24 protein-coding genes are annotated in these 26098 nt (G+C 68.8%); 19 read left to right on the forward strand and 5 right to left on the reverse strand.

Features of this window, described 5'->3' with window-relative positions; translation table 11 throughout:
- Nucleotides 1–44: 44 nt before the first annotated feature.
- From surE to ACW5E8_RS03030, 4 genes are read left to right on the forward strand one after another with little or no spacing between them, the layout of a single operon-like run.
- On the forward strand, nucleotides 45–830 hold the full coding sequence (gene surE, locus ACW5E8_RS03015) for a 5'/3'-nucleotidase SurE (RefSeq protein ID WP_456964012.1): 786 nt from the start codon (nucleotides 45–47) through the stop codon (nucleotides 828–830).
- Nucleotides 827–1507 carry a protein-L-isoaspartate(D-aspartate) O-methyltransferase gene (locus tag ACW5E8_RS03020; RefSeq protein WP_456964013.1) on the forward strand — a complete coding sequence of 227 codons (681 nt, stop codon included), beginning with the start codon at nucleotides 827–829 and terminating at the stop codon, nucleotides 1505–1507. Before surE ends, ACW5E8_RS03020 begins: the two co-directional genes overlap by 4 nt.
- 2 nt (nucleotides 1508–1509) lie before the next feature.
- A complete protein-coding gene (locus ACW5E8_RS03025; protein ID WP_456964014.1) occupies nucleotides 1510–2163 on the forward strand; it encodes an exopolysaccharide biosynthesis protein in 654 nt (217 codons plus the stop codon).
- A gap of 38 nt (nucleotides 2164–2201) precedes the next feature.
- Entirely contained in the window at nucleotides 2202–3014 is an 813-nt protein-coding gene (locus ACW5E8_RS03030) for a peptidoglycan DD-metalloendopeptidase family protein (RefSeq protein WP_456965224.1), read from the forward strand.
- Nucleotides 3015–3041: 27 nt separating this feature from the next.
- Here the strand turns inward: ACW5E8_RS03030 and ACW5E8_RS03035 are convergent, their stop codons facing one another.
- Nucleotides 3042–3419, reverse strand: a complete 378-nt coding sequence (locus ACW5E8_RS03035) for an Mth938-like domain-containing protein (protein ID WP_456964015.1) — start codon at nucleotides 3417–3419, stop codon at nucleotides 3042–3044.
- 17 nt (nucleotides 3420–3436) lie between these two features.
- Nucleotides 3437–3742, reverse strand: a complete 306-nt coding sequence (gene yhbY, locus ACW5E8_RS03040; protein ID WP_456964016.1) for a ribosome assembly RNA-binding protein YhbY — start codon at nucleotides 3740–3742, stop codon at nucleotides 3437–3439.
- A gap of 71 nt (nucleotides 3743–3813) precedes the next feature.
- On the opposite strand from yhbY, the gene rlmE reads away from it, so the two are divergent.
- From rlmE to ACW5E8_RS03105, 13 genes are all read left to right on the forward strand, one after another.
- On the forward strand, nucleotides 3814–4446 hold the full coding sequence (gene rlmE, locus ACW5E8_RS03045; protein ID WP_456964017.1) for a 23S rRNA (uridine(2552)-2'-O)-methyltransferase RlmE: 633 nt from the start codon (nucleotides 3814–3816) through the stop codon (nucleotides 4444–4446).
- Nucleotides 4447–4532: 86 nt separating this feature from the next.
- Nucleotides 4533–6392 (forward strand): ATP-dependent zinc metalloprotease FtsH, encoded by a 1860-nt coding sequence (gene ftsH, locus ACW5E8_RS03050; protein ID WP_456965225.1) that lies wholly within the window; start codon nucleotides 4533–4535, stop codon nucleotides 6390–6392.
- Nucleotides 6393–6518: 126 nt separating this feature from the next.
- Nucleotides 6519–7418, forward strand: coding sequence for a dihydropteroate synthase (gene folP, locus ACW5E8_RS03055; RefSeq protein WP_456964018.1), 900 nt, complete (start codon nucleotides 6519–6521; stop codon nucleotides 7416–7418).
- A 116-nt stretch (nucleotides 7419–7534) separates the two neighbouring features.
- Nucleotides 7535–9040: a sodium/proline symporter PutP gene (gene putP, locus ACW5E8_RS03060; RefSeq protein WP_456964019.1), complete on the forward strand. Its 1506-nt coding sequence runs from the start codon at nucleotides 7535–7537 to the stop codon at nucleotides 9038–9040.
- A gap of 14 nt (nucleotides 9041–9054) precedes the next feature.
- Nucleotides 9055–10005 carry a tRNA (adenosine(37)-N6)-dimethylallyltransferase MiaA gene (miaA, locus tag ACW5E8_RS03065; protein WP_456964020.1) on the forward strand — a complete coding sequence of 317 codons (951 nt, stop codon included), beginning with the start codon at nucleotides 9055–9057 and terminating at the stop codon, nucleotides 10003–10005.
- A 171-nt stretch (nucleotides 10006–10176) separates the two neighbouring features.
- Nucleotides 10177–10461 (forward strand): RNA chaperone Hfq, encoded by a 285-nt coding sequence (gene hfq, locus ACW5E8_RS03070; protein ID WP_456964021.1) that lies wholly within the window; start codon nucleotides 10177–10179, stop codon nucleotides 10459–10461.
- A 71-nt stretch (nucleotides 10462–10532) separates the two neighbouring features.
- A complete protein-coding gene (hflX, locus tag ACW5E8_RS03075) occupies nucleotides 10533–11840 on the forward strand; it encodes a ribosome rescue GTPase HflX (protein WP_456965226.1) in 1308 nt (435 codons plus the stop codon).
- Between the two features lie 102 nt (nucleotides 11841–11942).
- Nucleotides 11943–13094, forward strand: a complete 1152-nt coding sequence (gene hflK, locus ACW5E8_RS03080; protein WP_456964022.1) for an FtsH protease activity modulator HflK — start codon at nucleotides 11943–11945, stop codon at nucleotides 13092–13094.
- Nucleotides 13091–13954 carry a protease modulator HflC gene (hflC, locus tag ACW5E8_RS03085; RefSeq protein WP_456964023.1) on the forward strand — a complete coding sequence of 288 codons (864 nt, stop codon included), beginning with the start codon at nucleotides 13091–13093 and terminating at the stop codon, nucleotides 13952–13954. The genes hflK and hflC overlap by 4 nt, the downstream gene beginning before the upstream one ends.
- 16 nt (nucleotides 13955–13970) lie before the next feature.
- Nucleotides 13971–14159, forward strand: a complete 189-nt coding sequence (locus ACW5E8_RS03090) for a DUF2065 domain-containing protein (protein ID WP_456964024.1) — start codon at nucleotides 13971–13973, stop codon at nucleotides 14157–14159.
- A 25-nt stretch (nucleotides 14160–14184) separates the two neighbouring features.
- Nucleotides 14185–15477: an adenylosuccinate synthase gene (locus ACW5E8_RS03095; RefSeq protein WP_456964025.1), complete on the forward strand. Its 1293-nt coding sequence runs from the start codon at nucleotides 14185–14187 to the stop codon at nucleotides 15475–15477.
- 244 nt (nucleotides 15478–15721) lie between these two features.
- A complete protein-coding gene (locus ACW5E8_RS03100; RefSeq protein ID WP_456964026.1) occupies nucleotides 15722–16813 on the forward strand; it encodes an efflux RND transporter periplasmic adaptor subunit in 1092 nt (363 codons plus the stop codon).
- On the forward strand, nucleotides 16810–19881 hold the full coding sequence (locus tag ACW5E8_RS03105) for an efflux RND transporter permease subunit (RefSeq protein ID WP_456964027.1): 3072 nt from the start codon (nucleotides 16810–16812) through the stop codon (nucleotides 19879–19881). Before ACW5E8_RS03100 ends, ACW5E8_RS03105 begins: the two co-directional genes overlap by 4 nt.
- Nucleotides 19882–20024: 143 nt before the next feature.
- Here ACW5E8_RS03105 and ACW5E8_RS03110 read toward each other — a convergent pair whose 3' ends face one another.
- From ACW5E8_RS03110 to ACW5E8_RS03120, 3 genes are all read right to left on the reverse strand, one after another.
- Nucleotides 20025–20951 carry a hypothetical protein gene (locus ACW5E8_RS03110; RefSeq protein WP_456964028.1) on the reverse strand — a complete coding sequence of 309 codons (927 nt, stop codon included), beginning with the start codon at nucleotides 20949–20951 and terminating at the stop codon, nucleotides 20025–20027.
- Between the two features lie 172 nt (nucleotides 20952–21123).
- A complete protein-coding gene (locus ACW5E8_RS03115; protein WP_456964029.1) occupies nucleotides 21124–22953 on the reverse strand; it encodes a DNA/RNA helicase domain-containing protein in 1830 nt (609 codons plus the stop codon).
- 28 nt (nucleotides 22954–22981) lie between these two features.
- Nucleotides 22982–23332 carry a nucleotide pyrophosphohydrolase gene (locus tag ACW5E8_RS03120; RefSeq protein WP_456964030.1) on the reverse strand — a complete coding sequence of 117 codons (351 nt, stop codon included), beginning with the start codon at nucleotides 23330–23332 and terminating at the stop codon, nucleotides 22982–22984.
- 219 nt (nucleotides 23333–23551) lie between these two features.
- On the opposite strand from ACW5E8_RS03120, the gene ACW5E8_RS03125 reads away from it, so the two are divergent.
- Together ACW5E8_RS03125 and ACW5E8_RS03130 are read left to right on the forward strand one after the other, a co-directional pair.
- Nucleotides 23552–25774, forward strand: coding sequence for a TonB-dependent siderophore receptor (locus tag ACW5E8_RS03125; RefSeq protein WP_456964031.1), 2223 nt, complete (start codon nucleotides 23552–23554; stop codon nucleotides 25772–25774).
- Complete coding sequence (locus ACW5E8_RS03130; protein ID WP_456964032.1) at nucleotides 25774–26085, forward strand: iron uptake protein; 312 nt, start codon at nucleotides 25774–25776, stop codon at nucleotides 26083–26085. The genes ACW5E8_RS03125 and ACW5E8_RS03130 overlap by 1 nt, the downstream gene beginning before the upstream one ends.
- Nucleotides 26086–26098 lie beyond the last annotated feature (13 nt).

Consider the following 26098-nt stretch of genomic DNA (forward strand, 5'->3'; position numbering starts at 1 on the left):
AGCGCGAGGGACCCCGGGCGTCGCGTTCCGTTATCATCGACGCAATGAAAATCCTCGTTAGCAACGACGACGGCGTCGACGCCCCCGGCATCAGCGCACTCGCCGAAGGCCTGCGTGCCGCCGGCCACGAGGTCACCGTCGTCGCCCCCGATCGCGATCGCTCCGGCGCCAGCAATTCCCTCACCCTCGACCTGCCGCTGCAGGCGGTGCAGCTCGATGCGTCGACCTGGCGCGTCCACGGCACGCCGACCGACTGCGTCCACGTCGCCATTACCGGCATGCTCGACCACGATCCCGACATCGTGGTCTCGGGCATCAACAACACCGCCAACCTGGGCGATGACGTCATCTATTCGGGCACCGTTGCCGCGGCGATGGAAGGCCGGTTCCTGGGCCTGCCCGCGGTGGCGGTGTCGCTGGTGACGCGCGACCATGTTGGCCGGCATTACGAATCCGCCGCGCGCGCCGCGGTCGAGATCGTCGCCCGCTTGAAGGCTGATCCACTGCCCGCCGACACCATCCTCAATGTCAACGTGCCCGACCTGCCCTGGTCGGAAATCGAGGGCTTCGAGGTCACGCGCCTGGGCAACCGCCATCGCGCGGAAGCCTGCATTCCGGCGAAGGACCCGCGCGGCCGCCACTTCTGGTGGATCGGCGGCGCCGGCGCCGAGGCCGACTCGGGCCCGGGCACCGATTTCCACGCCGTGCGCACGAAGCACATCGCGATCACGCCGATCCAGGTCGACCTGACGCGCTACCAGGCGCTCGAGCAGGTCGCCGCCTGGGTCGGCGGGCTCGAAGAAGCCCTGCGCAACGGAGGCCCGGCGTGACGCCGCGGCTGCGGCTGCAGCCCGAAGCGCTCGGTGTCGGCATGACCTCGCAGCGCGTGCGCGACCGCCTGATCGAACGCCTGCGCGGCAACGGCATCACCGACGAGCGCGTGCTCAACGCCATCCGCGTGGTGCCGCGGCACCTGTTCATCGACGAGGCGCTGGCCACCCGCGCCTACGAGGACACCGCGCTGCCGATCGGCCACGGCCAGACCATCTCCCAGCCCTGGGTGGTGGCGCGGATGACCGAAGCCCTGTTCGACGGCGCCCAGCCCAAGCGCGTGCTCGAGGTCGGCACCGGCTCCGGCTACCAGGCGGCGATCCTTGGCGCGCTCGGGCTGGAGGTGTTCACCGTCGAGCGCATCGGCGACCTGCTGCGGGTCGCGCGCAAGCGCTTCCGCTCGCTCGGGCTCAACGTGCGCAGCAAGCACGACGACGGCCGCATCGGCTGGCCGGAGGAAGCGCCTTTCGACGGCATCCTGGTCACCGCGGGTGCGCCGGCCCTGGTCGAGGCGCTGACCTCGCAGTTGGCTCCGGGCGGCGTGCTGGTGGCACCGGTCGGCGCGGGCGGCGCGCAGTCGCTGCTGCGCCTGCGCAAGGACGCCGAAGGCCACATCACCCAGGACACGCTGGCCAGCGTTGCCTTCGTGCCCCTGCTCTCCGGACTGGTGGACTAGGCATGACCGCATCCGTGCCCCCGTCCGGCCCCGCTGGCGACGCCTCGCTGCGTACCCAGCTCGAAGCGGTCATCGCGCGCCTGCCAACGGGTTCGATGAGCCTGGGCGAACTGCTCGGCGTCATCGGCGACGAAGGCCTGCTGGTGCTGTCGATCCTGCTGACCCTGGTGTTCCTGATCCCGGTATCGATCCCGGGCGTGAGCACGGTGTTCGGCGCGGCGATCCTGCTGGTCGGGATCAGCCGCCTGTCCGGACGCCCGCTGTGGGTGCCGAAGCGGCTGGCGGAACGGCAGCTGCCCGCCGATCGCCTGCGCCCCGCACTCACCGCGGGCATGTCCTGGGTGCGCCGGCTGGAGCGCATCAGCCGTCCGCACCGCATGGCCGCCGTGGTCGACGGCCGCCCGCAGCGGGTGTTCAACAACCTCGCTTTCATTTTCGCCGCGCTGCTGCTGATGGCGCCGTTCGGACTCATTCCGTTCAGCAACACCATCCCCGCGATCGCGCTGCTGCTTTACGCTGTGGGCTTCATCCAGCGTGATGGCGGTGCGGTGCTGCTCGGCCATCTCGCCACGATCTGCACCGTGATCTATTTCAGCGTGCTGATCGGAAGCAGCGGACTGGCCCTGACGCACCTGTGGCAGCATTTCGCAGGTTGAATCCACACACCATGCCCAGCCTGGAGGTTCCCTCGCGCATGCTCCCGATCCGTCGCACCGCCCGCATCGCCCTGGTTCCCGCCGTCGCACTGATGCTGGCACTTGCCGGCTGCGGCACGAGCAAGGTGGTCCGCGAAGGTGGCGCTTCGGCGACGCGCGCGTCGGCGCCGAAGCCGGGGCAGACGGTCACCGTGCGCAAGGGCGACAACCTCTACCGCTTGGCGGTCAACAACGGCATCAGTCCGCTCGACCTGGCGATGTGGAACGGCATCCAGGCCCCGTACACGATCTATCCCGGACAGCGGCTGCGCCTGTATCCGTCGTCGGGCATGGGCGGCAACACGCGCACGGCCGGCACGTCCACCGCGTCGGGTGGCGGCACGAGCGGCACTTCGCGCCCGGTCACCGACAGCCGCGGCAGGGCCGTGCAGCCCACGCAGGCCCCGCCGCAGCCCACGGGCTCGGCGCCTGCGAGCAGCGCCGTGTCCTGGCGCTGGCCTGCCGACGGGTCTCTCGTCAGCCGGTATGTCGATGGCGATCCGACCCGTCAGGGCATCGGCGTGGCGGGTTCGGCGGGGCAGGCGGTGCGTGCCGCCGGCGACGGCGTGGTGGTGTACTCGGGTTCCGGCCTGGTCGGCTACGGTGAACTGGTGATCATCAAGCACGACGAGCAATGGCTGTCGGCCTATGGCCACAACCGCAAGCGCCTGGTGGGCGAGGGCGACCGGGTGAAGGCCGGCCAGCAGATCGCGGAAATGGGCCGCACCGGCGCAGACCGCGACATGCTGCACTTCGAGATCCGCTACAACGGCAAGCCGGTCGATCCGCTGCGCTACCTGCCGCGCCGCTGAGCGCGCGCGACCGCGACGTTCCGGTGCTCAGCTGCCGGAGAGGATGAATCCAGCCACCACGCGCCGGCCTTCGCTGGCCAGCACGTTGAAGGTGCGCGCGGCAGCGGCGTTGGTCATTGCTTCCAGGCCCACGCCGCGCGCAAGGCAGGCGGCCATCGTGCGCGGCGGCGGGAAACCCTGCGTGTCGCCGGTGCCGATCACGAGCACTTCGGGATCCAGTGCGAGCAGCGGCTCGAGCTGTTCCGGCGTGAGTCCGGCGATGGGCGCGGCCGCCCAGTCCTCGACCAGGCGATCGGGCGAGATGATGAAACTGGCGGAGAGCTGGCGATCATTCACCCGCGCCGAACGGCCGTCGGCGGCGCGCAGCACGTAGTCGTAATCCGGGCGTTCCTGGACGAGATCCATCGCGCGGCCTCCCGGGCTCAGCCTCGCGGCAGGACGATCTGGCGCTTCTCGCTGTTGGGGCGGTAGAGCACGGCGACGTGGCCGATGCGGTGGACCAGCACGGCACCGCTGCGCTTGGCCAGCTCGGCCATCAGGGCGTCGCGCGCCTCGCGGTCGGCCGCGGCCACCTTCACCTTGATCAGCTCGTGGTGCCCAAGTGCGCCTTCGACCTCGGCCACCACGGCGTCGGTCAGGCCTTTTCCGCCAAGCTGCAGCATCGCCTTGAGCCCGTGGGCCTGGCCGCGCAGGAAGCGGATCTGGGCGGCGGTAAGGTCGGCGGTCATGTGGGCTGCAGTCAGGTGCGGAGGGCCACGCAGGGTATCATGGCGGCCCGCAATTGCTCCGTCCGCAGGCGATGGCCACCCGCAGTAAAAGCAGCCAGCGCTGGCTCCAGGAGCACTTCGCCGACCCCTTCGTGAAGAAGGCGCAGGCCGAGGGCATGCGTTCGCGCGCGGCGTACAAGCTCGAGGAACTGGTCGCCCGCGACCGCCTGCTGAAGCCGGGCATGACGGTGGTCGACCTTGGCGCCGCCCCCGGGGGCTGGTCGCAATGGGTCCGCCAGGCCCTGGGCGACAGCGGCCGGGTGATCGCCCTGGACATCCTGGACATGCCGCCGCTCGCCGGCGTCGAGTTCCTTCATGGCGATTTCAGGGACGATGTGGTGCTCTCGCAGCTCGAATCGATGCTTGGCGGGGCGCCCGTGGACCTTGTCTTGTCCGACATGGCCCCCAACAAGAGTGGTGTAGCAGCCGTCGACCAGCCCCGGGCCATGCACCTGTCCGAGCTTGCGATGGATTTCGCCGACCGGCACCTGCGTCCGGGTGGCGCCTTCCTGATCAAGCTGTTCCACGGGACCGGGTTCGACGATTACGTGCGCGAGCTGCGCCGGCGGTACGCGAAGGTCGCGGTCCGCAAGCCGGCGGCCTCGCGCCAGCGTTCGCCGGAAGTCTATGCCTTGGCGCAGGGCAAGCTGGAACGGATCAAGTAACCTAGCGGCGTTGCCGCGGAGCGGAATCGAGAATGAACGACCTGGTCAAGAATCTGATGCTTTGGGTGGTGGTCGCCGTCGTATTGATGGTGGTCTTCAACAGCTTCAGCCCCACCGTGCCCGGCAGCCAGGAGGTCATGTACTCGCAGTTCATGACCGAGGTCCGCACCGACCGCATCCAGTCCGTGGACATCGCGAGCGACGAGCGCTCGGTCCAGTTCCAGCGCAAGGACGGCACCAGCGGCATCACCACCGCGCCGCGCCGCGACGAGCGCATGGTCGATGACCTGATGAACCACAACGTCGAGATCAAGCAGGCGCCGCCGGAGTCGGGCATCACGCTGTGGTCGCTGCTGCTCAACTTCCTGCCGGTGCTGCTGATCATCGGCTTCTGGTTCTTCATGATGCGGCAGATGCAGCAGGGTGGCAGCAAGGGCGCGATGTCCTTCGGCCGCTCGCGCGCCAAGCTGCTGAGCGACGACCAGGTCAAGGTCACCTTCGCCGACGTCGCCGGCTGCGACGAGGCCAAGGAAGAAGTGTCGGAGCTGGTCGAGTTCCTGCGCGATCCCTCGCGCTTCCAGAAGCTCGGCGGCAAGATCCCGCGCGGCGTGCTGATGGTCGGCCCGCCCGGCACCGGCAAGACGCTGCTGGCCAAGGCGATCGCCGGCGAGGCCAAGGTGCCGTTCTTCTCGATCTCGGGCTCGGACTTCGTCGAGATGTTCGTCGGCGTCGGCGCCAGCCGCGTGCGCGACATGTTCGAGCAGGCCAAGAAGCACGCGCCGTGCATCATCTTCATCGACGAGATCGACGCCGTCGGCCGCCACCGCGGTGCCGGCCTGGGCGGCGGGCATGACGAGCGCGAGCAGACGCTGAACCAGCTGCTGGTCGAGATGGACGGTTTCGAGGGCGGCGAGGGCGTGATCGTGGTCGCCGCCACCAACCGCCCCGACGTGCTCGACCCCGCGCTGCTGCGCCCGGGCCGCTTCGACCGCCAGGTCGTGGTGGGCCTGCCCGACGTGCGCGGCCGCGAGCAGATCCTGCAGGTGCACATGCGCAAGGTGCCGTTGGCCGACGACGTCGAGCCGATGGTGGTCGCGCGTGGCACGCCTGGCTTCTCCGGCGCGGACCTTGCCAACCTCGTCAACGAGGCGGCGCTGTTCGCCGCGCGCGAGAACGCGAAGGACGTCCGCATGGACCACTTCGACAAGGCGCGCGACAAGATCCTGATGGGCGCCGAGCGCCGCTCGATGGCCATGAGCGAGGAAGAAAAGACCAACACCGCGTACCACGAGGCCGGCCACGCCATCGTCGGCCGCCTGGTGCCCGACCACGACCCGGTCTACAAGGTCACCATCATCCCGCGCGGCCGCGCGTTGGGTGTGACCCAGTTCCTGCCCGAAGGCGATCGCTACAGCTCCACCCGTGAAAGCCTGCACAGCCGCCTGGCGACGCTGTACGGCGGCCGCGTGGCGGAAGAGCTGATCTTCGGCACCGACAAGGTCACCACCGGTGCCTCCAACGACATCGAGCGCGCCACCAAGATGGCCCGCGCCATGGTCACCAAGTGGGGCCTGTCGGAACAACTCGGCCCGATCGCCTACGGCGAGGAAGAGGACGAGGTGTTCCTGGGTCGCTCGGTCACGCAGCACAAGAGCGTGTCCGACGAGACCGCGCGCAGGATCGACGAGGAAGTGCGCGACATCCTCGACAGCGCCTACAACCGCACCAAGGCCATCCTCACCGAGAACATCGAGAAGCTGCACGCGATGGCAAAGCTCCTGCTGGAGTACGAGACCATCGACGTGCCGCAGATCGACGCCATCATGGAAGGCCGCGACCCGCCGCCGCCGATCGGCTGGATCAAGCCGGAGCCGAAGGGTGACGACGATGACAGCGGCAGCAAGCGCCCGCTGCCGCCGATCACCGATCCCGCGCCCCAAGCCTGACCGACATCCACTCCTCCTCGACCACCACCGTAGGAGCAGCTATAGCTGCGACCGGGGCCCGCTCATGCGGGCCCCGTTTCGTTTGCGCCGGGTGATAATCGTTATCTGTCGCCAAGGAGTTCCTGGATGTTCGACACCGTCGCCACCCTCGACTGCGCCGGCCGCCCCCTGCGCCTGGACCGCCCGCGCGTGATGGGCATCGTCAACGTCACCCCGGATTCCTTCTCCGATGGCGGCGATCACTTCGACTTCGACGCCGCGGTCGCGCACGGCCTGCAGCTCGCAGGCGAAGGCGCCGACATCCTGGACGTCGGCGGCGAATCCACCCGTCCCGGATCCGACAGCGTGGGCGTGGAGGAGGAGATCCGCCGCGTGGTGCCGGTGATCGAACGCCTGGCGCGCGAGACACCGGTTCCGATCAGCATCGACACCTGGCGCCCGGAGGTGATGCGCGCCGCGGTCGACGCCGGTGCCGGGATGATCAACGACATCCGCGCGCTGCGCGCCGAGGGCGCACTGGACGTGGCCGCCGCGGCCGGCGTGCCGGTGGTGCTGATGCACATGCTCGGCGAGCCGCGCTCGATGCAGGAGGCGCCGGCGTACGACGACGTGGTCGCCGAGGTGCACCGCTTCCTCGCCGAGCGCATCTTCGCCGCCGAGATGGCCGGCATCCCGCGCAAGCACATCGTGGCCGACCCGGGCTTCGGCTTCGGCAAGACCACCGCGCACAACATCACCCTGCTGGCGCGCTTCGAACGCTTCATCCAACTCGGCGTGCCGGTGCTCGCCGGCCTGTCGCGCAAGCGCAGCATCGGCGAGGTCACCGGGCGCGACGAACCGCGGCAGCGCGTGCACGGCTCGGTGGCCGCGCACCTCATCGCCGCGCAGCGCGGCGCAATGCTGCTGCGCGTGCACGACGTGGCCGCTACCGTCGACGCGCTCAAGGTCTGGGCGGCGGTGGATGCGGTGCCGGTCCCGCGCATCGCGACGCCCGCGCCAGCCATCGCCTGGCCGGACGACGCCTGAGCGCCTGCCGCGGCGCACTGCCGCGGCCCGGTGTGCATCGGCCTGCAGGCCTGCGTTAGGCTGCCCCCGCTGGCGCCGGTGGGGCGGTGGCGTCGACCCGGGGGATTCCAGCACTCATGTTCCAGACCAGCACGCCGCTCATCATCACCTTCCTTGTCTATCTCGCCGGAATGGTGCTGATCGGCGTGTTCGCCTGGCGCTCGACCAAGAACTTCGACGACTACATCCTGGGCGGCCGCAAGCTCGGACCGGTCGTGACCGCGCTGTCGGCCGGCGCGTCCGACATGAGCGGCTGGCTGATGATGGGCCTGCCCGGTGCGCTGTACGCCAGCGGCCTGGCCGAAGCCTGGATCGCGATCGGCCTGACGCTGGGTGCCTGGCTCAACTGGCGCTACGTCGCCGGCCCGCTGCGCGTCTACACCGAGCGCACCGGCAACGCGCTGACCCTGCCGGACTACCTCACCAACCGCTTCAGCGACCGCAACCGCGTGCTGCGGGTGCTGGCGGCGCTGGTGATCCTGGTGTTCTTCGCGGTGTACTGCGCCTCGGGCGTCGTGGCGGGCGCACGGCTGTTCGAGAGCGTCTTCGGCATGTCCTACGCGCAGGCGATCTGGTGGGGGGCGGCGGTGACCATCCTCTACACGATGGTGGGCGGCTTCCTCGCGGTGAGCTGGACCGACGTCGCGCAGGGCACGCTGATGCTGTTCGCGCTGATCGTCACGCCCGTGATGGTGGTGGTGGCCAGCGGTGGCTTCGACGGTAGCGTCGAGCTGATCCGCGAGATCGATCCCGCGCGGCTGGAGTGGGTGGGCGCCGGCGGCATGCTCGCGATCGTGTCTGCGATTGCCTGGGGCCTGGGCTATTTCGGCCAGCCACACATCCTGGCCAGGTTCATGGCCGCCGAGAGCGTGCACGCGATTCCCAAGGCGCGGAAGATCGGCATGACCTGGATGATCCTGTGCCTGCTCGGCTCGCTGATGGTGGGCTTCTTCGGCATCGCCTTCTTCCACCTCCACCCCGATGCCGCCGGTCCGGTGGAGGCCAACCCCGAGCGGGTGTTCATCGCCGCGGTCGAGCTGCTGTTCAACCCCTGGATCGCCGGCGTGATCCTGTCCGCGATCCTGGCGGCGGTGATGAGCACGCTGTCGAGCCAGCTGCTGGTGTGCTCCAGCGTGCTGTCGGAAGATTTCTATCGCGGATTCCTGCGCAAGCAGGCCAGCCAGCGCGAGCTGGTCTGGGTCGGGCGCGCCAGCGTGCTGGCGGTGTCGCTGGTGGCGCTGTGGCTGGCGCGCGATCCGGACAGCCGGGTGCTGGGCCTCGTGTCCTACGCCTGGGCCGGCTTCGGCGCCGCCTTCGGGCCGGTGCTGGTGCTGTCGCTGTTCTGGGGCCGGATGACGCGCGACGGCGCGCTGGCCGGCATGGTGACCGGCGCGGTGGTGGTGATCGCCTGGAAGCAGATCGCGGTCGAGCGGATGGATTTCCAGTTGTACGAGATCGTGCCCGGCTTCGCCGCCGCGACCCTTGCGATCGTCTCCGTGAGTCTGCTGGGGCGCGCGCCGGCGCAGGACATCCGCAGCACCCATGACGAAGTGCGGGCCTCGCTTCGCGAAACCGGTTACTGAGCGCGGGGCCGGAGATGCCGATCGACAGGCGTCCCTGTGCCGTCGCACTGATGGGCCCGACCGCGTCGGGCAAGACCGCGTTCGCGATCGACTGCGCGCGGCGCCTGGGCGGGGAGATCGTCAGCGTCGATTCGGCGCTGGTGTACCGCGGCCTCGACATCGGCGCGGCCAAGCCCACGGCCGATGAACGCGCCGGGGTTCCGCACCACCTGGTCGACATCCGCAAACCCTGGGAGCCGTACTCGGCCGCCGAGTTCGCCGCCGACGCCCGGGTCGCGATGGACGCCATCGCCGCGCGCGGCCGGCTGCCGATCCTGGCCGGCGGCACCGGACTGTATTTCCGCGCGCTGCTGCAGGGCTTGTCGTCGATGCCATCCGCGGATGCGTCGGTGCGCGCGCAGCTGGCAGGGGAGGCGGACGAACGCGGCTGGGCGGCGCTGCACGCAGAGCTCGCGCAGGTGGATCCCGCGGCCGCGCAGCGCATCCATGCCACCGACGCACAGCGGATCCAGCGCGCGCTGGAAGTCCATCGCCTGAGCGGGCGCGCGATCAGCGACTGGCGCGCGGACCCGGCACCGGTGCGTCTGCCGTACCGGGTGCTCAAGCTGGTGCTGGCCCCGCGCGACCGGGCGGTGCTGCACGAACGCATCGTCGGCCGGCTCGACGCGATGCTCGAAGCCGGCTTCCTGGCCGAGGTCGAAGTGCTGCGCGCCTTGCCGGAGCTGCGCGACCATCCCGCACCGCTGGACCTGCCGGCGCTGCGCGCGGTTGGCTACCGCCAGGCCTGGGAATTCCTCGACGGTGCCACCGACGCCCGGGGCTTCCGCGAGCGGGCGATCGCCGCCACCCGCCAGCTGGCGAAGCGCCAGTTCACCTGGCTGCGCGGGGAATTCGACGCGCTCAGGTTCGACCCCACCGTGGACGCCCGCGCCCCCGCCCGCGCGGTCGACGCCTTCCTCCGCTGAGGCGCCCGGGGCCGGATCCGGGCGTGCGCATGGTCACGGCGTCATGCCTTCAACCGTCGGCAGCAGCGCAGGTCGTATAAGATCGGAGCGTTGCCACCGGGGAGCGGTCGGGCAACGTGGCGCGAAGCCGTATTCATCCATAACAACAAGAAACCAGTTGGGGAACACCGAATGTCCAAGGGACAGTCTTTGCAGGATCCTTTCCTGAACGCCCTGCGCCGCGAGCGGGTGCCGGTATCGATCTACCTCGTCAACGGCATCAAGCTGCAGGGCACGATCGAATCCTTCGATCAGTTCGTGGTGCTGCTGCGCAATACCGTCAGCCAGATGGTCTACAAGCACGCGATCTCGACCGTCGTGCCGGCGCGCAACGTGCGCGTGGGCCCGGGCGGCGGCGTCGTGCAGGCCTCCGACGATGCCACTGGCGGCGAAGCGGGCGACGACGAGTCCGAATGACGGTTGCGTCGGCGCCATCCGGCCCCATCTCAGGGCCATGACAACACGCCGCCGACCGCATGCCCACCCAGCTGTTTGAACGTTCCCGCAAGGGCGAGCACGCGCTGCTGGTCCAGCCCCATTCCGGCGGTCCGCCGGACGAGGGCGCGCTGGAAGAGTTCGCCGAGCTTGCCCGCTCGGCAGGCGCGACCGTGGCCCACGTCATGCCCGCGCGCATCGGCCGCCCGAACCCCGCCACCCTGCTGGGCAGCGGCAAGCTCGATGAGATCAAGGCCGCGGCCGACGCCACCGGCGCCGACCTGGTGCTGGTCAACCATCCCCTGTCCCCGGGTCAGGAACGCAACCTCGAGAAGTTACTCGAGCGCCGCGTGGTCGACCGCACCGGCCTGATCCTCGACATCTTCGCCCAGCGTGCGCGCAGCCACGAGGGCAAGCTGCAGGTCGAACTTGCGCAGCTGCGGCACATGGCCACGCGCCTGGTGCGCGGCTGGAGCCACCTGGACAGCCAGCGCGGCGGCTCGATCGGCCTGCGCGGCCCTGGCGAGACCCAGCTCGAGACCGACCGCCGGCTGCTGCAGAAGCGCGTCGAACAGCTGCAGGCGCGTCTGGCCAAGGTCGAAGTGCAGCGCACGCAGATGCGCCGCGCCCGCGTGCGCAGCGAACTGCCGCGCGTGGCCCTGGTCGGCTATACCAACGCCGGCAAGTCCACGCTCTTCAACGCCCTGACCGGCGCCGACGCCTACGCCGCCGACCAGCTGTTCGCCACGCTGGACCCCACCGTGCGCAAGATCACCCTGCCGGGCGGCTACGTGGTGCTGGCCGATACCGTCGGCTTCGTGCGCGACCTGCCGCATGAGCTGGTGGCCGCCTTCCGCTCGACCCTCAGCGAGGCCCGCGAGGCCGACCTGCTGATCCACGTCATCGATGCCTCGGATCCGCTGCGCGACGAGCGCGTGGCGCAGGTGGACGAGGTGCTGGGCGAGATCGGCGCCGGCGACCTCCCGCAGCTGCTGGTCTACAACAAGGTCGACCGCTTGGGCGTGCCCGCGCGCCATGACCAGCCGCATGCCAGCGACCATCCCGACGAAGCCGCCGTGCGCGAGCGGGTGTGGGTCTCCGCGCGCGACCACGACGGCATCGACCTGCTGCGCAGCGCGCTGGGCCGCCGCCTGGGCCTGCGCCGCCTGCAGGGCGAGCTGCGCCTGCCGCCGGATGCCGGCCGCCTGCGCGCGCGCCTGCACGAAGTCGACGCCATCCGCGGCGAGTCGCATGACGAGCACGGCTGGACGCTCGCCATCGACCTGCCGCTGAGCGACGCCCGGCGCCTGGCGGCGCAGGATGACGGCGAGCCCCTGCGGCCGCTGCTGCCCGCGGCCTGAGTTTCCCGGTGTGGGCGGGCAGGACCTGCCGCGCCCGCACCTTGTAGAATGTCCTTATTCGTCGCCGGGCCCCGGCGGCGGGATCCCCAGACTGGAGCCAGCATGGCCTGGAACATCCCCGGCAAGAACAACGACGACCGCGGTTCGGGCGGCGACAGCGGCAATGGCCGCCGTCAGAATCCCTGGCCGCCGCGCCGCAGCGGCGGTGGCCGCGGCCGTGGTCCCTTCGACGGCATCCTCGACCAGCTCCGCGGCCTCTTCGGCGGCGGCGGCGGTGGTGGCAACCCGCTGCGCTGGATCGGCATCGCGCTGGTGCTGTGGCTGGCCTTCAACTGCTTCGTGCTGGTCGGCGAGCAGGATCGCGGCGTGGTGCTGCGCTTCGGCAAGTTCGCCCGCGTCATGCAGCCCGGCCCGAACTTCAAGCTGCCGTGGCCGATCGAAACGGTCACCAAGCTCAACACCACCGGCGTGCGCACCTTCAGCAACAGCCTGCCGGTGCTGACCCGCGACGAGAACATCGTCACCGTGTCGTTCAACGTCCAGTACCGGGTCAGCGATCCGCAGATGTACCTGTTCGGCTCGCGTGATGCCGACCGGGTGCTCGAGCAGATCTCGCAGAGCGCGGTGCGCGAGCAGATCGGCCGCTCGAACCTCGACTCCGCGCTCAACGCGCGCGGCCCGCTGTCGGCCGCCGCGGCGACGTCGCTGCAGGCCTCGCTCGACACCTATCGCACCGGCCTGATCGTGACCGAGCTCAGCCTGCAGGACGCCCGCCCGCCGGAGGCCGTCAAGCCGGCCTTCGACGAGGTCAACAGCGCCCAGCAGATGAACGAGCGCCTGGTGAACGAGGCCCGTGCCTACGCCGCGCGCATCGTGCCCGAGGCCCGCGGCCAGGCGCAGCGCGTGCGCACCACGGCCGAGGGTTACAAGACCGCGTCCGTGGCCCGTGCCACCGGTGACGCCGAACGGTTCACCCTGCTGGTCAACGAGTACGCCAAGGCGCCCGAAGTCACCCGCAAGCGCCTGTGGCTGGAGACGGTCGAAGACGTCCTGGCCGACAACCGCACGGTCGTCGGTGGCGACGGCCAGCAGCTGATCTACGTGCCGATGGCAGGGCAGGGCGCATCGCAGCCGCCCCTGCTGACGCCCGACATCGTCACGCCGCCGCTCGATCCCAGGCCGCAAGCCGAGGCCACCGTGCCCGCCGCCACCAGCAACCTGCCGCGCCCCTCGCGCGATGGAGGCACCCGATGAAGCCGCAGCTGATCGTTCCCATCGTGCTGGTCGTGATCCTCGGCCTGCTCGGCTCGATGTTCGTGGTCCGCGAGGGCCAGGTCGGCCTGGTGCTGAACCTCGGCCGCGTGGCGCGCACGGACCTCGGTCCGGGCCTGCACTTCAAGATCCCGCTGGTGGAAAGCGCGCGCGTGTTCGACCGCCGCTTCCAGGCCAACGAGTTCCCGCCCGAGCGCTCGCTGACGTCCGAGCGCAAGGACATCAGCGTCGACTTCGTCGCCATCGGCTTCATCGTCGACGCCGCTGATTTCTACCGCGCCACCGGCGGCAATGAAGAGCTGGTCACCGCGCGCCTGGCGCCGATCATCAAGGAATCGCTGCGCAACGAGATCAACTCGCAGACCCTGACCCAGCTGGTGTCGGGCAACCGCGCCGAGCTGATCGACCGCCAGCTGCCCGGCATCAACGAGGGTGCCCGCACCCTGGGCATGCAGGTGGTCGACATCCGCTTCAAGCAGATCGACCTGCCCACCGACAGCGAAGTGATCGGCCAGGTCTACGACCGCATGCGCGCCGAGCGCCGCCAGGTGGCCGCCGCGCTGCGCGCCGAGGGCGAGGAGCAGGCGCGCATCGTCCGCGCCGAGGCCGACCGCGAACAGACCGTGCTGCTGGCCGAGGCCGAGCGCGACGCGCAGGTGCTGCGAGGCGAGGGCGATGCCGAGGCCGCGGGCATCTATGCGCTCGCTGCGAACCGCGACCCCGCGTTTTTCGCCTTCCAGCGCAGCCTGGACGCCTATCGCCGCGCCTTCTCTTCCGGCGAGGCGGTGATGGTGCTGGAGCGCAACGACCCGTTCCTGCAGTACATGCGCAGCGACCGCTGAGCAGGCGGGCGCCCCGGTGAAGGATCTCTGGGCCGCGCTGTGCCTGGTGGCGGTGCTTGAAGGCCTGGTGCTGTTCGCAGCACCCGGCGCGTGGAAGCGGGCGATGGCGCAGATGCTGGCCACGCCCGAGCGCCAGCTGCGGACCATCGGGGCCGTGGTGCTGGCGGCGGGCCTGCTGTCGCTGTGGTGGTTGCGGCAGGGCTGAACCTTTCTATTCAGGAGTAGTGGCCATGGGCCAGTCGGTAGTGGTGCTGGGCGCCCAGTGGGGCGACGAAGGCAAGGGCAAGATCGTCGACCTGCTGACGCAGGACATCGGCGGCGTGGTCCGCTTCCAGGGCGGACACAACGCCGGCCACACGCTCGTGATCGGCGGCAAGAAGACCGTGCTGCACCTGATCCCCTCCGGCATCCTGCGCGACGACGCGCTGTGCCTGATCGGCAACGGCGTGGTGCTTTCGCCCGCCGCGCTGATGAAGGAGATCGCCGAGCTGGAAGAAGCCGGCGTGGAAGTGCGCAGCCGCCTGAAGATCAGCCCGGCCACGCCCCTGATCATGCCGTACCACATCGCCCTGGATCAGGCCCGCGAGAAGGCCGCCGGCGGCAAGGCCATCGGCACCACCGGGCGCGGCATCGGCCCGGCGTACGAAGACAAGGTGGCGCGCCGCGGCATCCGCGTGGCCGACCTGCACTATCCCGCGCAGCTGGAAGAATTGCTGCGCACGGCGCTGGATTACCACAACTTCGTCCTGACCCGTTACCTGGGCGTGGACGCGGTCGACTTCCAGCAGACCTATGACGAGGCACTGGAATTCGGCGAGTACGTCGAGCCGATGAAGTCCGACGTCGCCGGCATCCTCCATGACCTGCGCAAGCAGGGGAAAAAGGTGCTGTTCGAAGGCGCGCAGGGCTCGCTGCTCGACATCGACCACGGCACCTATCCCTACGTCACCAGCTCCAATACCACCGTTGGCGGCGCGCTCGCCGGCACCGGCGTCGGCGCGGACGCGATCGACTACGTGCTGGGCATCTGCAAGGCCTACGCCACGCGCGTGGGCGGCGGTCCGTTCCCGACCGAGCTCGACGACGAAGACGGCCAGCGCCTGCGCGACCGGGGCCAGGAATACGGCGCCACCACCGGCCGCCCGCGCCGCTGCGGCTGGATCGACATCGTGGCGCTGAAGCGCGCGGTGGCGATCAACGGCATCAGCGGCCTGTGCATCACCAAGCTCGACGTGCTCGACGGCCTGGACAAGCTGAAGATGTGCATCGGCTACCAGTACCGCGGCAAGCAGACCGAGTACGCGCCGCTCGACGCCCAGGGCTGGGCCGAGTGCGAGCCGGTGTACCTGGAGTTCCCGGGCTGGACGGAAGACACCCACGGCATCACCGAGTGGGACAAGCTGCCGCCGGCCGCGCGTGCCTACCTGCGCGCGCTGGAGGAGCTGGCGGGGTGCCCGCTGTCGATCGTGAGCACCGGGCCGGACCGGAAGCACACGATGGTGCTGCAGGATCCGTTTGCCTGAGGCTTCTTCAGGCGCCGGGTGCCATGGCCCTTGAGGGCTCATGTCCCCCGGCGACGGCCTGCGGCCATCGCCTCCTCCTTGACTTCCCCCTCAAGGGCCATGGCACCCGGTGCGTAGCGGTACGCGGCGTCCCGGGAGCGGCCCGGGATCCCTCGCATCTGCGGGCCGGGAGGGCCGGCGCCGTCATCGCGCAATGATCTGCAGGCTGCTAGCGTGCCGCATCCCTGAATAGGCTCCCGACGCGATGCACCCATTCCTGCGTGCCCTCACCCTCCTGGCCCTCGTTTTGGCCCTGGCCGCCTGCGGGGACGATGCGCCGCCCGAGTCGACGCCCAGCCTGACGGTCAGCCTCGCCACGCCGCAGATGCGCGAGGTTGCGCGCGAGGTCGTGGCCTCCGGGGCGGTGGCGGCGTGGGAAGAGGTGTCGGTGGGCGTGGAGCTCTCCGGGCTGCGCGTGGCGAGCGTGGAGGTGGAGGTCGGCAGCGTGGTGGCCGCGGGCGACGTGCTGCTGCGCGTGGACGACCGCACGCTGGCCTCGCAGCTGGCGCAGTCGGATGCCCAGGTGCGCGAGGCGCAGACCAACCTGGAGACCGCGCGCCGCAAGGCCGCGCGCATCCGCGAGCTTGCCGACTCGCAGATGGTGGCGCTGCAAGATGCCGAGGAGGCCGAGGCCGCACGCGCCAATGCCGAAGCGCGCCTCAACACCGCTATTGCCAGCCGCGATGCCGCGCGCGTGCAGCGGGACTTCACCGTGGTGCGCGCGCCGGTGGCGGGCGTGGTGTCGGCGCGCAGCGTGCAGCCGGGGCAGGTGGTGGGCGCGGGCGCGGAGCTGCTGCGCCTGATCCGCGACGGCCGCCTGGAATGGCGCGCTGAACTTGCCGAGGGCGACCTGCTGCGCGTGGACGTGGGCACGCCGGTGCGCGTGGAGTCGCCGGCCGGGTTCATCGAAGGCAGCGTGCGCACCGTGTCGCCGGGGCTGGATGCGCAGAGCCGCACCGGCACGGTGTACGTGGACCTGCCGGAGCCGGGTGGACTGCGCGCCGGCATGTTCGCGCAGGGGCGGCTGGTGCTTGGTCGCGCGCAGGCGCTGCTGGTGCCGCGTGAGGCGCTGGTGCGGCGCGACGGCCGCGCCTATGTGTTCACGGTGGCCGAGGACAACCGCGTGCGCGAGCTCGGCGTGGTGACGGGCGGGGCGCATGGCGACATGGTCGAAGTGAGCGATGGGCTGACGCAGGGCGATCGCGTGGTTGCGCGTGGCGCGGGCTTCCTCGGCGATGGCGATCTGGTGCGCGTGGTCGATGGCGCTGACGCCGCGACCGGGACCGTCGCCGAATGAACTTCTCCGCCTTTTCGATCCACCGGCCTTTGCCGGCGATCCTGGTCTTCATCCTGCTCACGGCCGCCGGCCTCTTGGCGTTCAACCGGCTGGCCGTCTCCCAGTTCCCCGACCTCACCGTGCCCGTGGTCAACGTCACCGTGCTGCTTCCGGGCGCCAGCCCCAGCACGCTGGAAACCCAGGTCACGCGCAAGGTCGAGGACGCCACCGCCAGCATCCCCGCGCTGCGCAACACGGCATCGATCGTCAACGAGGGCGTGTCGACCACCATCCTCACCTTCGAGATCGAGAAGGACGGCACCCTCGCCAAGGACGAGGTGCGCGACGCTATCGACCGCGTGCGCATCGACCTGCCGGCCGAAGTGGAGCCGCCGATCGTCTCCCTGGTCAACGTCACCGGCGGCGACATGCTCACCTATGCCGTCACCGCCGACGGCTGGAGCGACGAGGAGCTCAGCTGGTTCATCGACGACACCGTGTCCAAGCGCCTGTTCGCCGTGCCTGGCGTGGGCGCGGTGCGGCGCATCGGCGGCGTGGACCGCGAGATCCGCGTCGCCCTGCGGCCGGAAGCAGTGCAGGGCTTCGGCGTCAGCCCGGCGCTGATCAGCCAGCAGCTGGCGCGCATCCAGCAGGAGCAGCCGGGTGGCCGCACCACGGTGGGCGGCAGCGAGCAGGCCGTGCGCACGCTGGGCACCGTCGACACTGCCGCCGACCTCGCCAACTTCCCGATCTCGATGCCCGACGGCCGCAGCGTGCGGCTGTCGACGCTGGCCACCGTGAGCGACGGCAACGCCACCGTCAGCCAGCGCACCACGCTCGATGGCCGTCCCGTGATCGGCTTCGCCGTGCAGCGCACCACCGGCACCAGCGAGGTGGACGTCGGCAACGCCGTGCGCGACAGCGTGGCGACGCTGCAGCAGGAGCAGCCGCGCGTGCGCGTGGTGGAGGTGGCATCCACCACCCAGGTGGCCGAGAACTCGTTCGAATCCTCGATGCACATGCTCTACGAGGGCTCGGCGCTCGCGGTGCTGGTGGTGTTCCTGTTCCTGCGCGACTTCCGCGCCACCTTCATCAGCGCCATCGCGCTGCCGCTGTCGATCATCCCGACCTTCGCGGTGATGCATTGGCTGGGCTTCAGCCTCAACATGATCACCCTGCTGGCGCTGGCCGTGGTGGTGGGCATCCTGGTGGACGATGCCATCGTCGAGGTCGAGAACATCGACCGGCATCTGCGCATGGGCAAGACGCCGAAGCAGGCCGCGCTCGAGGCCGCCGACGAGATCGGCCTGGCGGTGATCGCCACCTCGTGCACGCTGGCCGCGGTGTTCATCCCAGTGGCCTTCATGCCCGGCATCCCCGGCAAGTTCTTCCGCGAGTTCGGCTGGACCGCCGCCGCCGCGGTGATGTTCTCGCTGCTGGTGGCGCGCCTGATCACGCCGATGATGGCGGCCTACATGCTCAAGCCCCTGCCCGAGCACAAGGGCGACTCGAAGCTGATGCAGTGGTACCTGCGCTTCGTCGACAACTCGCTGAAGCACCGCAACCGCACGCTGCTGATCGCGCTGGCGATCTTCATCGGCTCGCTGGCGCTGCTGCCGCTGCTCAAGGTCACCTTCATCCCGCCGACCGACGGCATCCAGAGCAACGTGCTGATCGAACTGCCGCCCGGCACCGCGCTCGCCACCACCGAAGCCGTGGCCGAGACCGCGCGCCAGCGCATCGCCGACATCCCCGAGATCGAGCACGTGTTCGTGACCGCCGGCAGCAACTCCGGCGCGAATGGTCCGGCCGGCGACCTCACCAGCGCCGAGCTGCGCAAGGCCACGCTCACCATCCGCTGGACCGACGACCGCGACCTCACCCAGTACGAGCTGGAAACGGTGGTGCGCGAGCGTCTGGCCGATCTTCCCGGCGTGCGCCTGAGCTTCCAGGGCGGTGAACCCGGCCGCGCGCTGCAACTGGTGCTGGCCGGCGACGACCCGGTGAAGCTCGCCGCCACCGCGCGCGACGTGGAGCGCGAGATCCGCCAGCTGCCGGGCCTCGGCACCGTGGGCTCATCGGCCTCGCTGGTGCGCCCGGAAGTGATCGTGCGCCCGGACCCCGCGCGCGCCGCGGACCTGGGCGTCTCCACCGCTGACATCGCCGCCGCCACGCGCGTCGCCACCCGCGGCGACTACGAACAGTTCCTCGCCAAGCTCAACCTGCCCGAGCGCCAGGTACCGATCCGCGTGCAGCTGGACGAACGCGCGCTGTCGGACCCGTCACTGCTCGGCCAACTGCGCGTGCCCACCGCCACCGGCGGCAGCGTGCCGCTGTCGTCCGTGGCCGAGATCACCACCGCCAGCGGCCCCTCGCAGATCGACCGCTTCGACCGCCGCCGCAACGTCACCATCACCGTCGACTTGAACGGCATGGCCATGGGCGAAGTGGAGAAGCAGATCGACGCGCTGCCGTCGCTGATCAACCTGCCCGTGGGCGTGGACCGCCAGGCCGCCGGCGACAGCGAGATCTTCGCCGAGATGTTCGGCGGATTCGCCATGGCCATGGTGGCCGGCATCTTCTGCGTCTACGGCGTGCTGCTGCTGCTGTTCAACCACGCCAGCCAGCCGATCACGATCCTGGTGGCGGTACCGCTGGCCGCGGGAGGCGCATTTGGCGCGCTGCTGATCACCGGGCTGGATATCTCGCTGTCGGTGCTCATCGGATTGATTTTGCTGATCGGGATTGCGGTGAAGAACTCGATCTTGCTGGTGGACTACGCGGTCATGGCCGAAGAGAAAGGCATGGGCCGCCACGAGGCGCTGATGGACGCCTGCCACAAGCGCGCGCGGCCGGTGATCATGACGACGATGGCGATGGGCGCGGGCATGATGCCGATCGCGCTCGGGCTGACGGCGGATGCGAGTTTCAGGATGCCGATGGCGGTGGCAGTGATCGGCGGGCTGATCACCTCGACGGTGTTGAGCCTGATCGTGGTGCCGGCGGCGTTTACGTTGGTGGATGATGTGGAGGAGTGGGTGGTTTCGAAGGTGCGGCGGGGGAGGGCAGGAAGCATCGCCGAGGCTTAGCGTGATCGTGCGCTGAAGACTCCTTCCGGCCAGAAGCGGACAATCGCATGAGTAGCCACAAACGGCCGCAAGATAGGACCCTTTCGAGTCGCCCTCAGAGAAGTGCATGTCGCTAACCCGAACATCGTTCACCTGGACCCCAGCTACCCGATCACACTCGCCTGACCGCCTGTCGATAGCTCCGGTTCTCTGAGCCCGGGGCCAGAAATCTGCTGCGCCCTAAGCTCGAACGTGATCTGGCATGCCTGGCCTGAATTTGGCAACAGCGGTGGAGGCGGGGCGTACCGGTAGACACTCGATTCAGAACTCAGACCTCGGATCAGCTGATCAACCAGCTGCTGGCCGTGGGCATGCATAAATCCCACCACCAAACGGAAGCGACGATACTTGCTCAAGAACTGCCCAATAACATTGATGCAATGGTCGCATGGCAGTCGTTCGCTAAAAAGATAGATTGCACCAGCTCGACGAAATGCATGTTTTCCCGCGAAATCCAGAACATTTCTAAAGTAGGAGTCTATCGCGTTTATAAGAAGGTATTCAGAATCACTGAATAGATCGCTGCGTCCTCGTCCTCTCGGCCAGTACCGAGCACGAAACTCCAGGTCAGTCTCCCCATATTCTTGGGCCGCAGACGTAATCCCAAAATCGCGCAGACCTTTCATCGACCGCACAAAGTAAGGCGTATTACCGTCGTAGTTCAGGTTGGCCGATGCGTTTTCCACACCATTGTGGCTGGCTGCAACAAAATGCGGCGTCACAGGGATTATTTCGTTCGTTCGAGCACTTTGAAGAGTAGCCGCTGCAACAGCGATATTGCCAGGCAATATGCACTGATCGACTTTGCCGTTAGCTTTGGGTGCAGTTACAGCAGCGGCAATCGATTCAAACTCGCCCCTGTACCGCATCGCCGCTTGGAGGCACTGGCTGAGCATGGATTCATCACTGCCATTCCAATGCGGATTTGGTCGCCTTATCAATCGCATTGACTTCCCCGTGTGGTCTGCTTGACGAACTTCTGATTGCGCCGACCCCATCAAGCGCCTCCCCCAGACACCTTGCAACTTCACCCCGCCGCCTCGGCGCGTCCCTAAAGGGAATCATAGGTCCATTCGCGTCTTTGGTCGCCAGAAGTATTCTTGATCCAATCGATACCCGCCCACCCTGCAGTGACAGGATCACGCAGAGGGTCAGTAAAAGTTATGTCTGCTATGGGTCGGAAGCAGACTTTGCGAATGACGCCTATCTCACGATATGGATGTAACACCCCTTCATCCCCCGGCTCATCAACGTCTTGTAGGTATTGCGCACGATGAGCTCCAACCGGTCGCGCGTGGCGTCCGGGTCTTCCTTGAGTGCTTTCTTGTACCCGCGAACCGTGCGATCCATCGATGACCGCGCCTCAGGGAACATGCTTGGCACACCATCGACCCACTGCAGGTCTGGTCCGATGATTACGCCGACATAGTCCAGTTCCAGCCCTTGGCAGGTATGGATACAGCCAACCTCCTCCACGGAGTCCGGTGCCACGATCCAGAGGCTTCCATCCTTGTCCAGGTTCCATCTCGCCCTGTAGCCGAACTCCGGGAACTCGATATCCCAAGCGTCCGGGTTCCTCTTGCTCTTCCAGTCCCAGCAATACCCCGCGACCACGCGCGCCTTGTTGTTGAGCTTGTTCTTCTCCCGGATCAGGTCATGCAGCTCGACGGGTGAATCAACAATGCGGAAGTCGAACGCGTCGCGGTCGAAGTCGGTGTTGGCGCTCTCGCGGATGCCCAGGAAGTTGTCCAGCCAGGCGATGTATCCGTCCGAGCCTCCGCAGCGAAACTGCGATGCCAGCTCCAGCCGGGTGACCTCCGCGCCCATCTCCAGCGCCCAGCGCTCCAGCTCGGCGATGCGGCCAATGTCCGAAAGCGTCACGATCTGGTCGTCGTCGGCAAAGAACACCGTGCAGCGGGCGCTCCGGATCAGCTCCATGATTTGGTTCTGGCCGAGGTTGCCGTACAGGCCGCTCTTCTCGTTGAGGCGGTGCGCCTCGTCCACAACCAAGGTGTCGAAGGTGTTGGCTTGCGCTTCGTGGAAGGCGCCCGAGCCTCCGAACAGGTTGCCGATCTCGACGCGGCGCAGCGTTCCTGCCAGCTTCTGCGCATAGACCGCCCGCGGCGCGGCGTTCTTGGACACGTACTTGGCCAGCTGCCCGCGCTTGGTCAGCTCGACCAGCAGGTTCACCGCCACCACCGACTTGCCGGTGCCCGGACCACCCTGGACGATCACCACCTGCTTGCGCGCGTCGTTGGCCTGTTGGGCCTTGGCGAGGCAGGTCTCGTAGACCACCTTCTGGTCGTCCACCAGCACGAACTCGCGGTTGCCCTTGAGCATCTTCGCGAGGCTGTCGGCCAGCATCTTCGACGGGCGGATGCGGCCTTCGGCGATCTCGTACAGCAGCTTGCCGCGGTCGCCCTTGCGCACGTGCTGCTTGATGAAGGCGCGGAGCTTGTCCAGCTCGTCCGCGCCATCGAGGAAGACCGGCGCCTTCTCCAGATAGGGCGCGTAGTGCGGATGGCGGATGACGCCGTCATCCCGGTAGTTGTGCAGGTAGGCGCAGGGATTGAGCTCGGTGCCTGACTCGTACACGGCCTCGTTGAAGCCGTTGAGCAGCGCGGCGTACAACCACGCCTGGTAGCTGGGGTGCGGGCCTTCGATCTCGGCCTTACCGCCACGGTTGGCGATGATGATCCCGTCCTTCTCGCTGATGCGCGAGTTGGACCACTGCTTCAGCTCGACGATGACCAGGTGCGGCGTGTCGTCATCGGCGGCGCCTGAGATCACGAAGTCGATTCGCTTGGCGGTCTGGGCGATGCCGAACTCGATGCCCACGCCGATGTCGTCCGGAATGTCGCGGTCGCGCAGCACGCGGGCCATGGCCGCCAGCGAGTGGCGCCAAGACTTGAACTCGCCCTGCGACACGTAATGCCCGACCTTCTTGACGAACGCGCGCTGCACCTCGTCCTCGATCTGCGCGTGATCGTTGTCGTGCAGGAATCGTTGCTTGGTTGCCTGGTAGACGATCACGACAGCCTCCCTCCGTCGTTCGCGGGGTTCAGAGCTCGGTGTACTTCCGGCTCGTGCCCCTGGCCTTGTCGGCGGGGTAGCGCTCGGCATTCAGCGCGAGCTTCTGGCGGGCGGCGTCCAGCGGGTCGATGCCAAGCCTGTCAGACAGCTGCAGCAGGTACAGCAGCACGTCGGCGATCTCGTGGGCGACGGCCTGGCGACGCGCATCGTCGAGGGTCCGGCTCTGTTCTTCGGTCAGCCACTGGAAGTGCTCCAGCACTTCCGCGGCTTCAAGGGAGAGCGACACGGCAAGGTTCTTGGGCGAATGGAACTGGCCCCAGTCGCGCTCGTCGGCGAAGCGGCGCAGCGCGGCCTGCAGTTCCTCGATGTCCTGGCTCACCCGTCTCCCCCGGAGCTGACGTGGGCCGAGTATAGGCGGCGGGTGAGGGTGGAGCCTCGCCAAACCGGCGCGGATTGCAAAACGCGAATCATTCGCATTTAATACGTCCAGTCGCCCCGGTCCACGCCGCCGCGAACCGCCAACCCGATTCGTCCCGCCAGCTGCGGTCGCCAGCGGACACAGGGCTTCATCCCTACGTCCGACAACCAGCGACCCTCAATGCACCCCACCTGCCAGATCCCTTCGCGGCCCTCCCGCGATCGCATCACCGATCCCGCGTTCCGCGCCAGCCCGCTCCGCACCGCCATCGCGCTCGCCCTGCCGCTGATGCTCGCCACAGCTCCCGGCCTGGCCGCGGCCCAGTCCGCCGAGCCCGCCGCGCAACCTGCCGCCGAGGCCCCCGTTACTACCGGCACCCTCGCCGCCACCGACCTCGACACCATCCGCGTCGTCGGCCAGCGCGCCAACCGGGTCAGCAACGGCGCCACCAACCTTGACCTCTCGATCCGCGAGACCCCGCAGTCCATCTCCGTGGTCACCGCCGAACAGATGCGCCAGTTCGGCGCCAACAGCGTCAACGCCGCGCTGCGCCTGGCCACGGGCGTGCGCGTGGACGAGTGGGAGACCAACCGCACCAGCTACAGCGCGCGCGGCTTCGACATCCTCAACACGCAGGTCGACGGCATTGGCCTGCCCAACGGCTGGGGCGTGACCACCGGCGCGGTCGATGCCGCCGGCTACGAGAAGGTGGAGGTGATCCGCGGCGCCAACGGGCTGCTGACGGGCGTGGGCAATGCGGCGGGCACCATCAACTACGTGCGCAAGCGCCCCACCAATGAACGCGAGGGCAGGGTGGGGCTGGCCTATGGCTCCTGGAACACGCTGCGCGCGGAGGTGGACTACTCCACGCCGTTCACCGCCGACGGTACCTGGGCCGGGCGCGTGGTGGCCGCGCACGAGCACGGCGATTCCTGGCTGCGCGCCAACGAGAACAGCCGCGACTTCTTCTACGGCGTGGTCGATGGCCAGGTCGGCGATCGCGGCACGCTGACGCTGGGCTACTCGTACCAGCGCGCGGAATCCGACGGGATCATGTGGGGCGCGCTGCCCTTCACCAACAGCGATGGCACGCAGCGGGTGTGGCCGCGCAGTACCAGCACCACCCAGGACTGGACCTACTGGGACACCACCGCGCACACGGCGTTCGCCGAGTACACGCACGACGTGGCCGACGACTGGCAGTTGAAGCTGTCGTACAACTACCGCCGCAACACCGGTGACGAGCGCATGTTCTACGCCTTCGACGGGATGGGCACGGGCCTGGACCCGGAGACCGGCCTGGGCCTGTCCGGCTATCCCTGGGGCGGCGACGACGAGGCCACGGCGCACCTCGGCACGGCCACGCTCAACGGCACGTTCCAGATGTTCGGGCGCGAGCACGAGGCGATGGTGGGCCTGGCCCGCGCGCGCAGCACCACCGACAACCGCGAGCGCACGGCGGACTTCTCGTCGCCGGCCTGGGGCCCGCTGCCGCCGTTCCCGTATCCGACCAACGCCATCCCCGAGCCCGCCTGGAGCGAGCCCAACCTCTACTCCGAACTCGACCAGGAGCTCACGCGCACCTTCGCCGCGACGCGCATCGCGCTCACAGACCGCTTCAAGGCCATCGTCGGCGCCAACCACGCGCGCTACCGCCGCAGCGGAAATTCCTATGACCTGACCTTCGACCAGACCACGAAGCACACCAGTCCTTACGGCGGCCTGACCTTCGACTTCACCGACCGCGTGCTCGGCTATGTCAGCTACTCCGACATCTACCAGCCGCAGGACCAGGTGAACGCGAACGACCGCTACCTCGATGCCAGCCAGGGCGTGAACTACGAGGCCGGCATCAAGGCCGACTGGTTGGACGCGCGGCTGCTGACCACGGTGGCGGTGTTCAAGGCCGACCAGGAAGGCCTGGCCACGCCGACGGGCCAGTACAACGAGTTCGGCATGGCGATCTATGCGCCGGTGGATGTGCGATCGAAGGGCGTGGAGCTGGAGGCGGTGGGGCGGATCACCGACAGCCTCGATCTCGTGGCCGGCTACACCGCGCTGCGCCTGGACGGCCTCGACGGCCGCGACACCTATCCCTGGGTGCCACGCCGCACGGCCAACCTGCTGTTGAGCGGGCGCTTCCCGGCCTACGAGGCGCTGTCCTGGGGCATCGGCGGGCGGTGGCAGAGCGGGATCTTCAACACCGAGGCCAGCGGCTTCCGGGTGCAGCAGGACAGCTACGCGGTGGCGAACGCGTTCGTCGCCTGGGACTTCGCGCCCGACGCCACGCTGCGGCTCAACGCCAACAACATCACCGACGAGAAGTACATCAACACCCTGCGCTACAGCGGCTACTACGGTGCGCCCGCCAACTACACGCTCAGCCTCGACTGGAGGTTCTGATGTCCGTCACGCCCGCCCTGCATGCCACTTCGCCGCGCCTTGCCCTGGTGGCGCAGATCGCCGCCGCCGTACTCGGCGGCTACGGCTTCGCCTGGGGCCTGGTGGCCGCGTGCACCAGCCTGGCGGTCGCGGCCGGCATGGGCTTCCACGATGCGGAGTTCCTGTCGAGCCTCGTCGGGGTGCTGGCCTTCCTCGCCGCGCTGCTGTGGGCGATCGCGGCGCGGCGGCTGTGGCGCGTGTGGGCGGTGCTGTTGGTCGGCGGCGCGGTGCTGGCCGGCGTGGGCTCGCTGGTGCAGGCGGCCCTGGTCTGAGGAGGATGCAGCC

This window comes from Luteimonas sp. A649, from assembly GCF_054072735.1.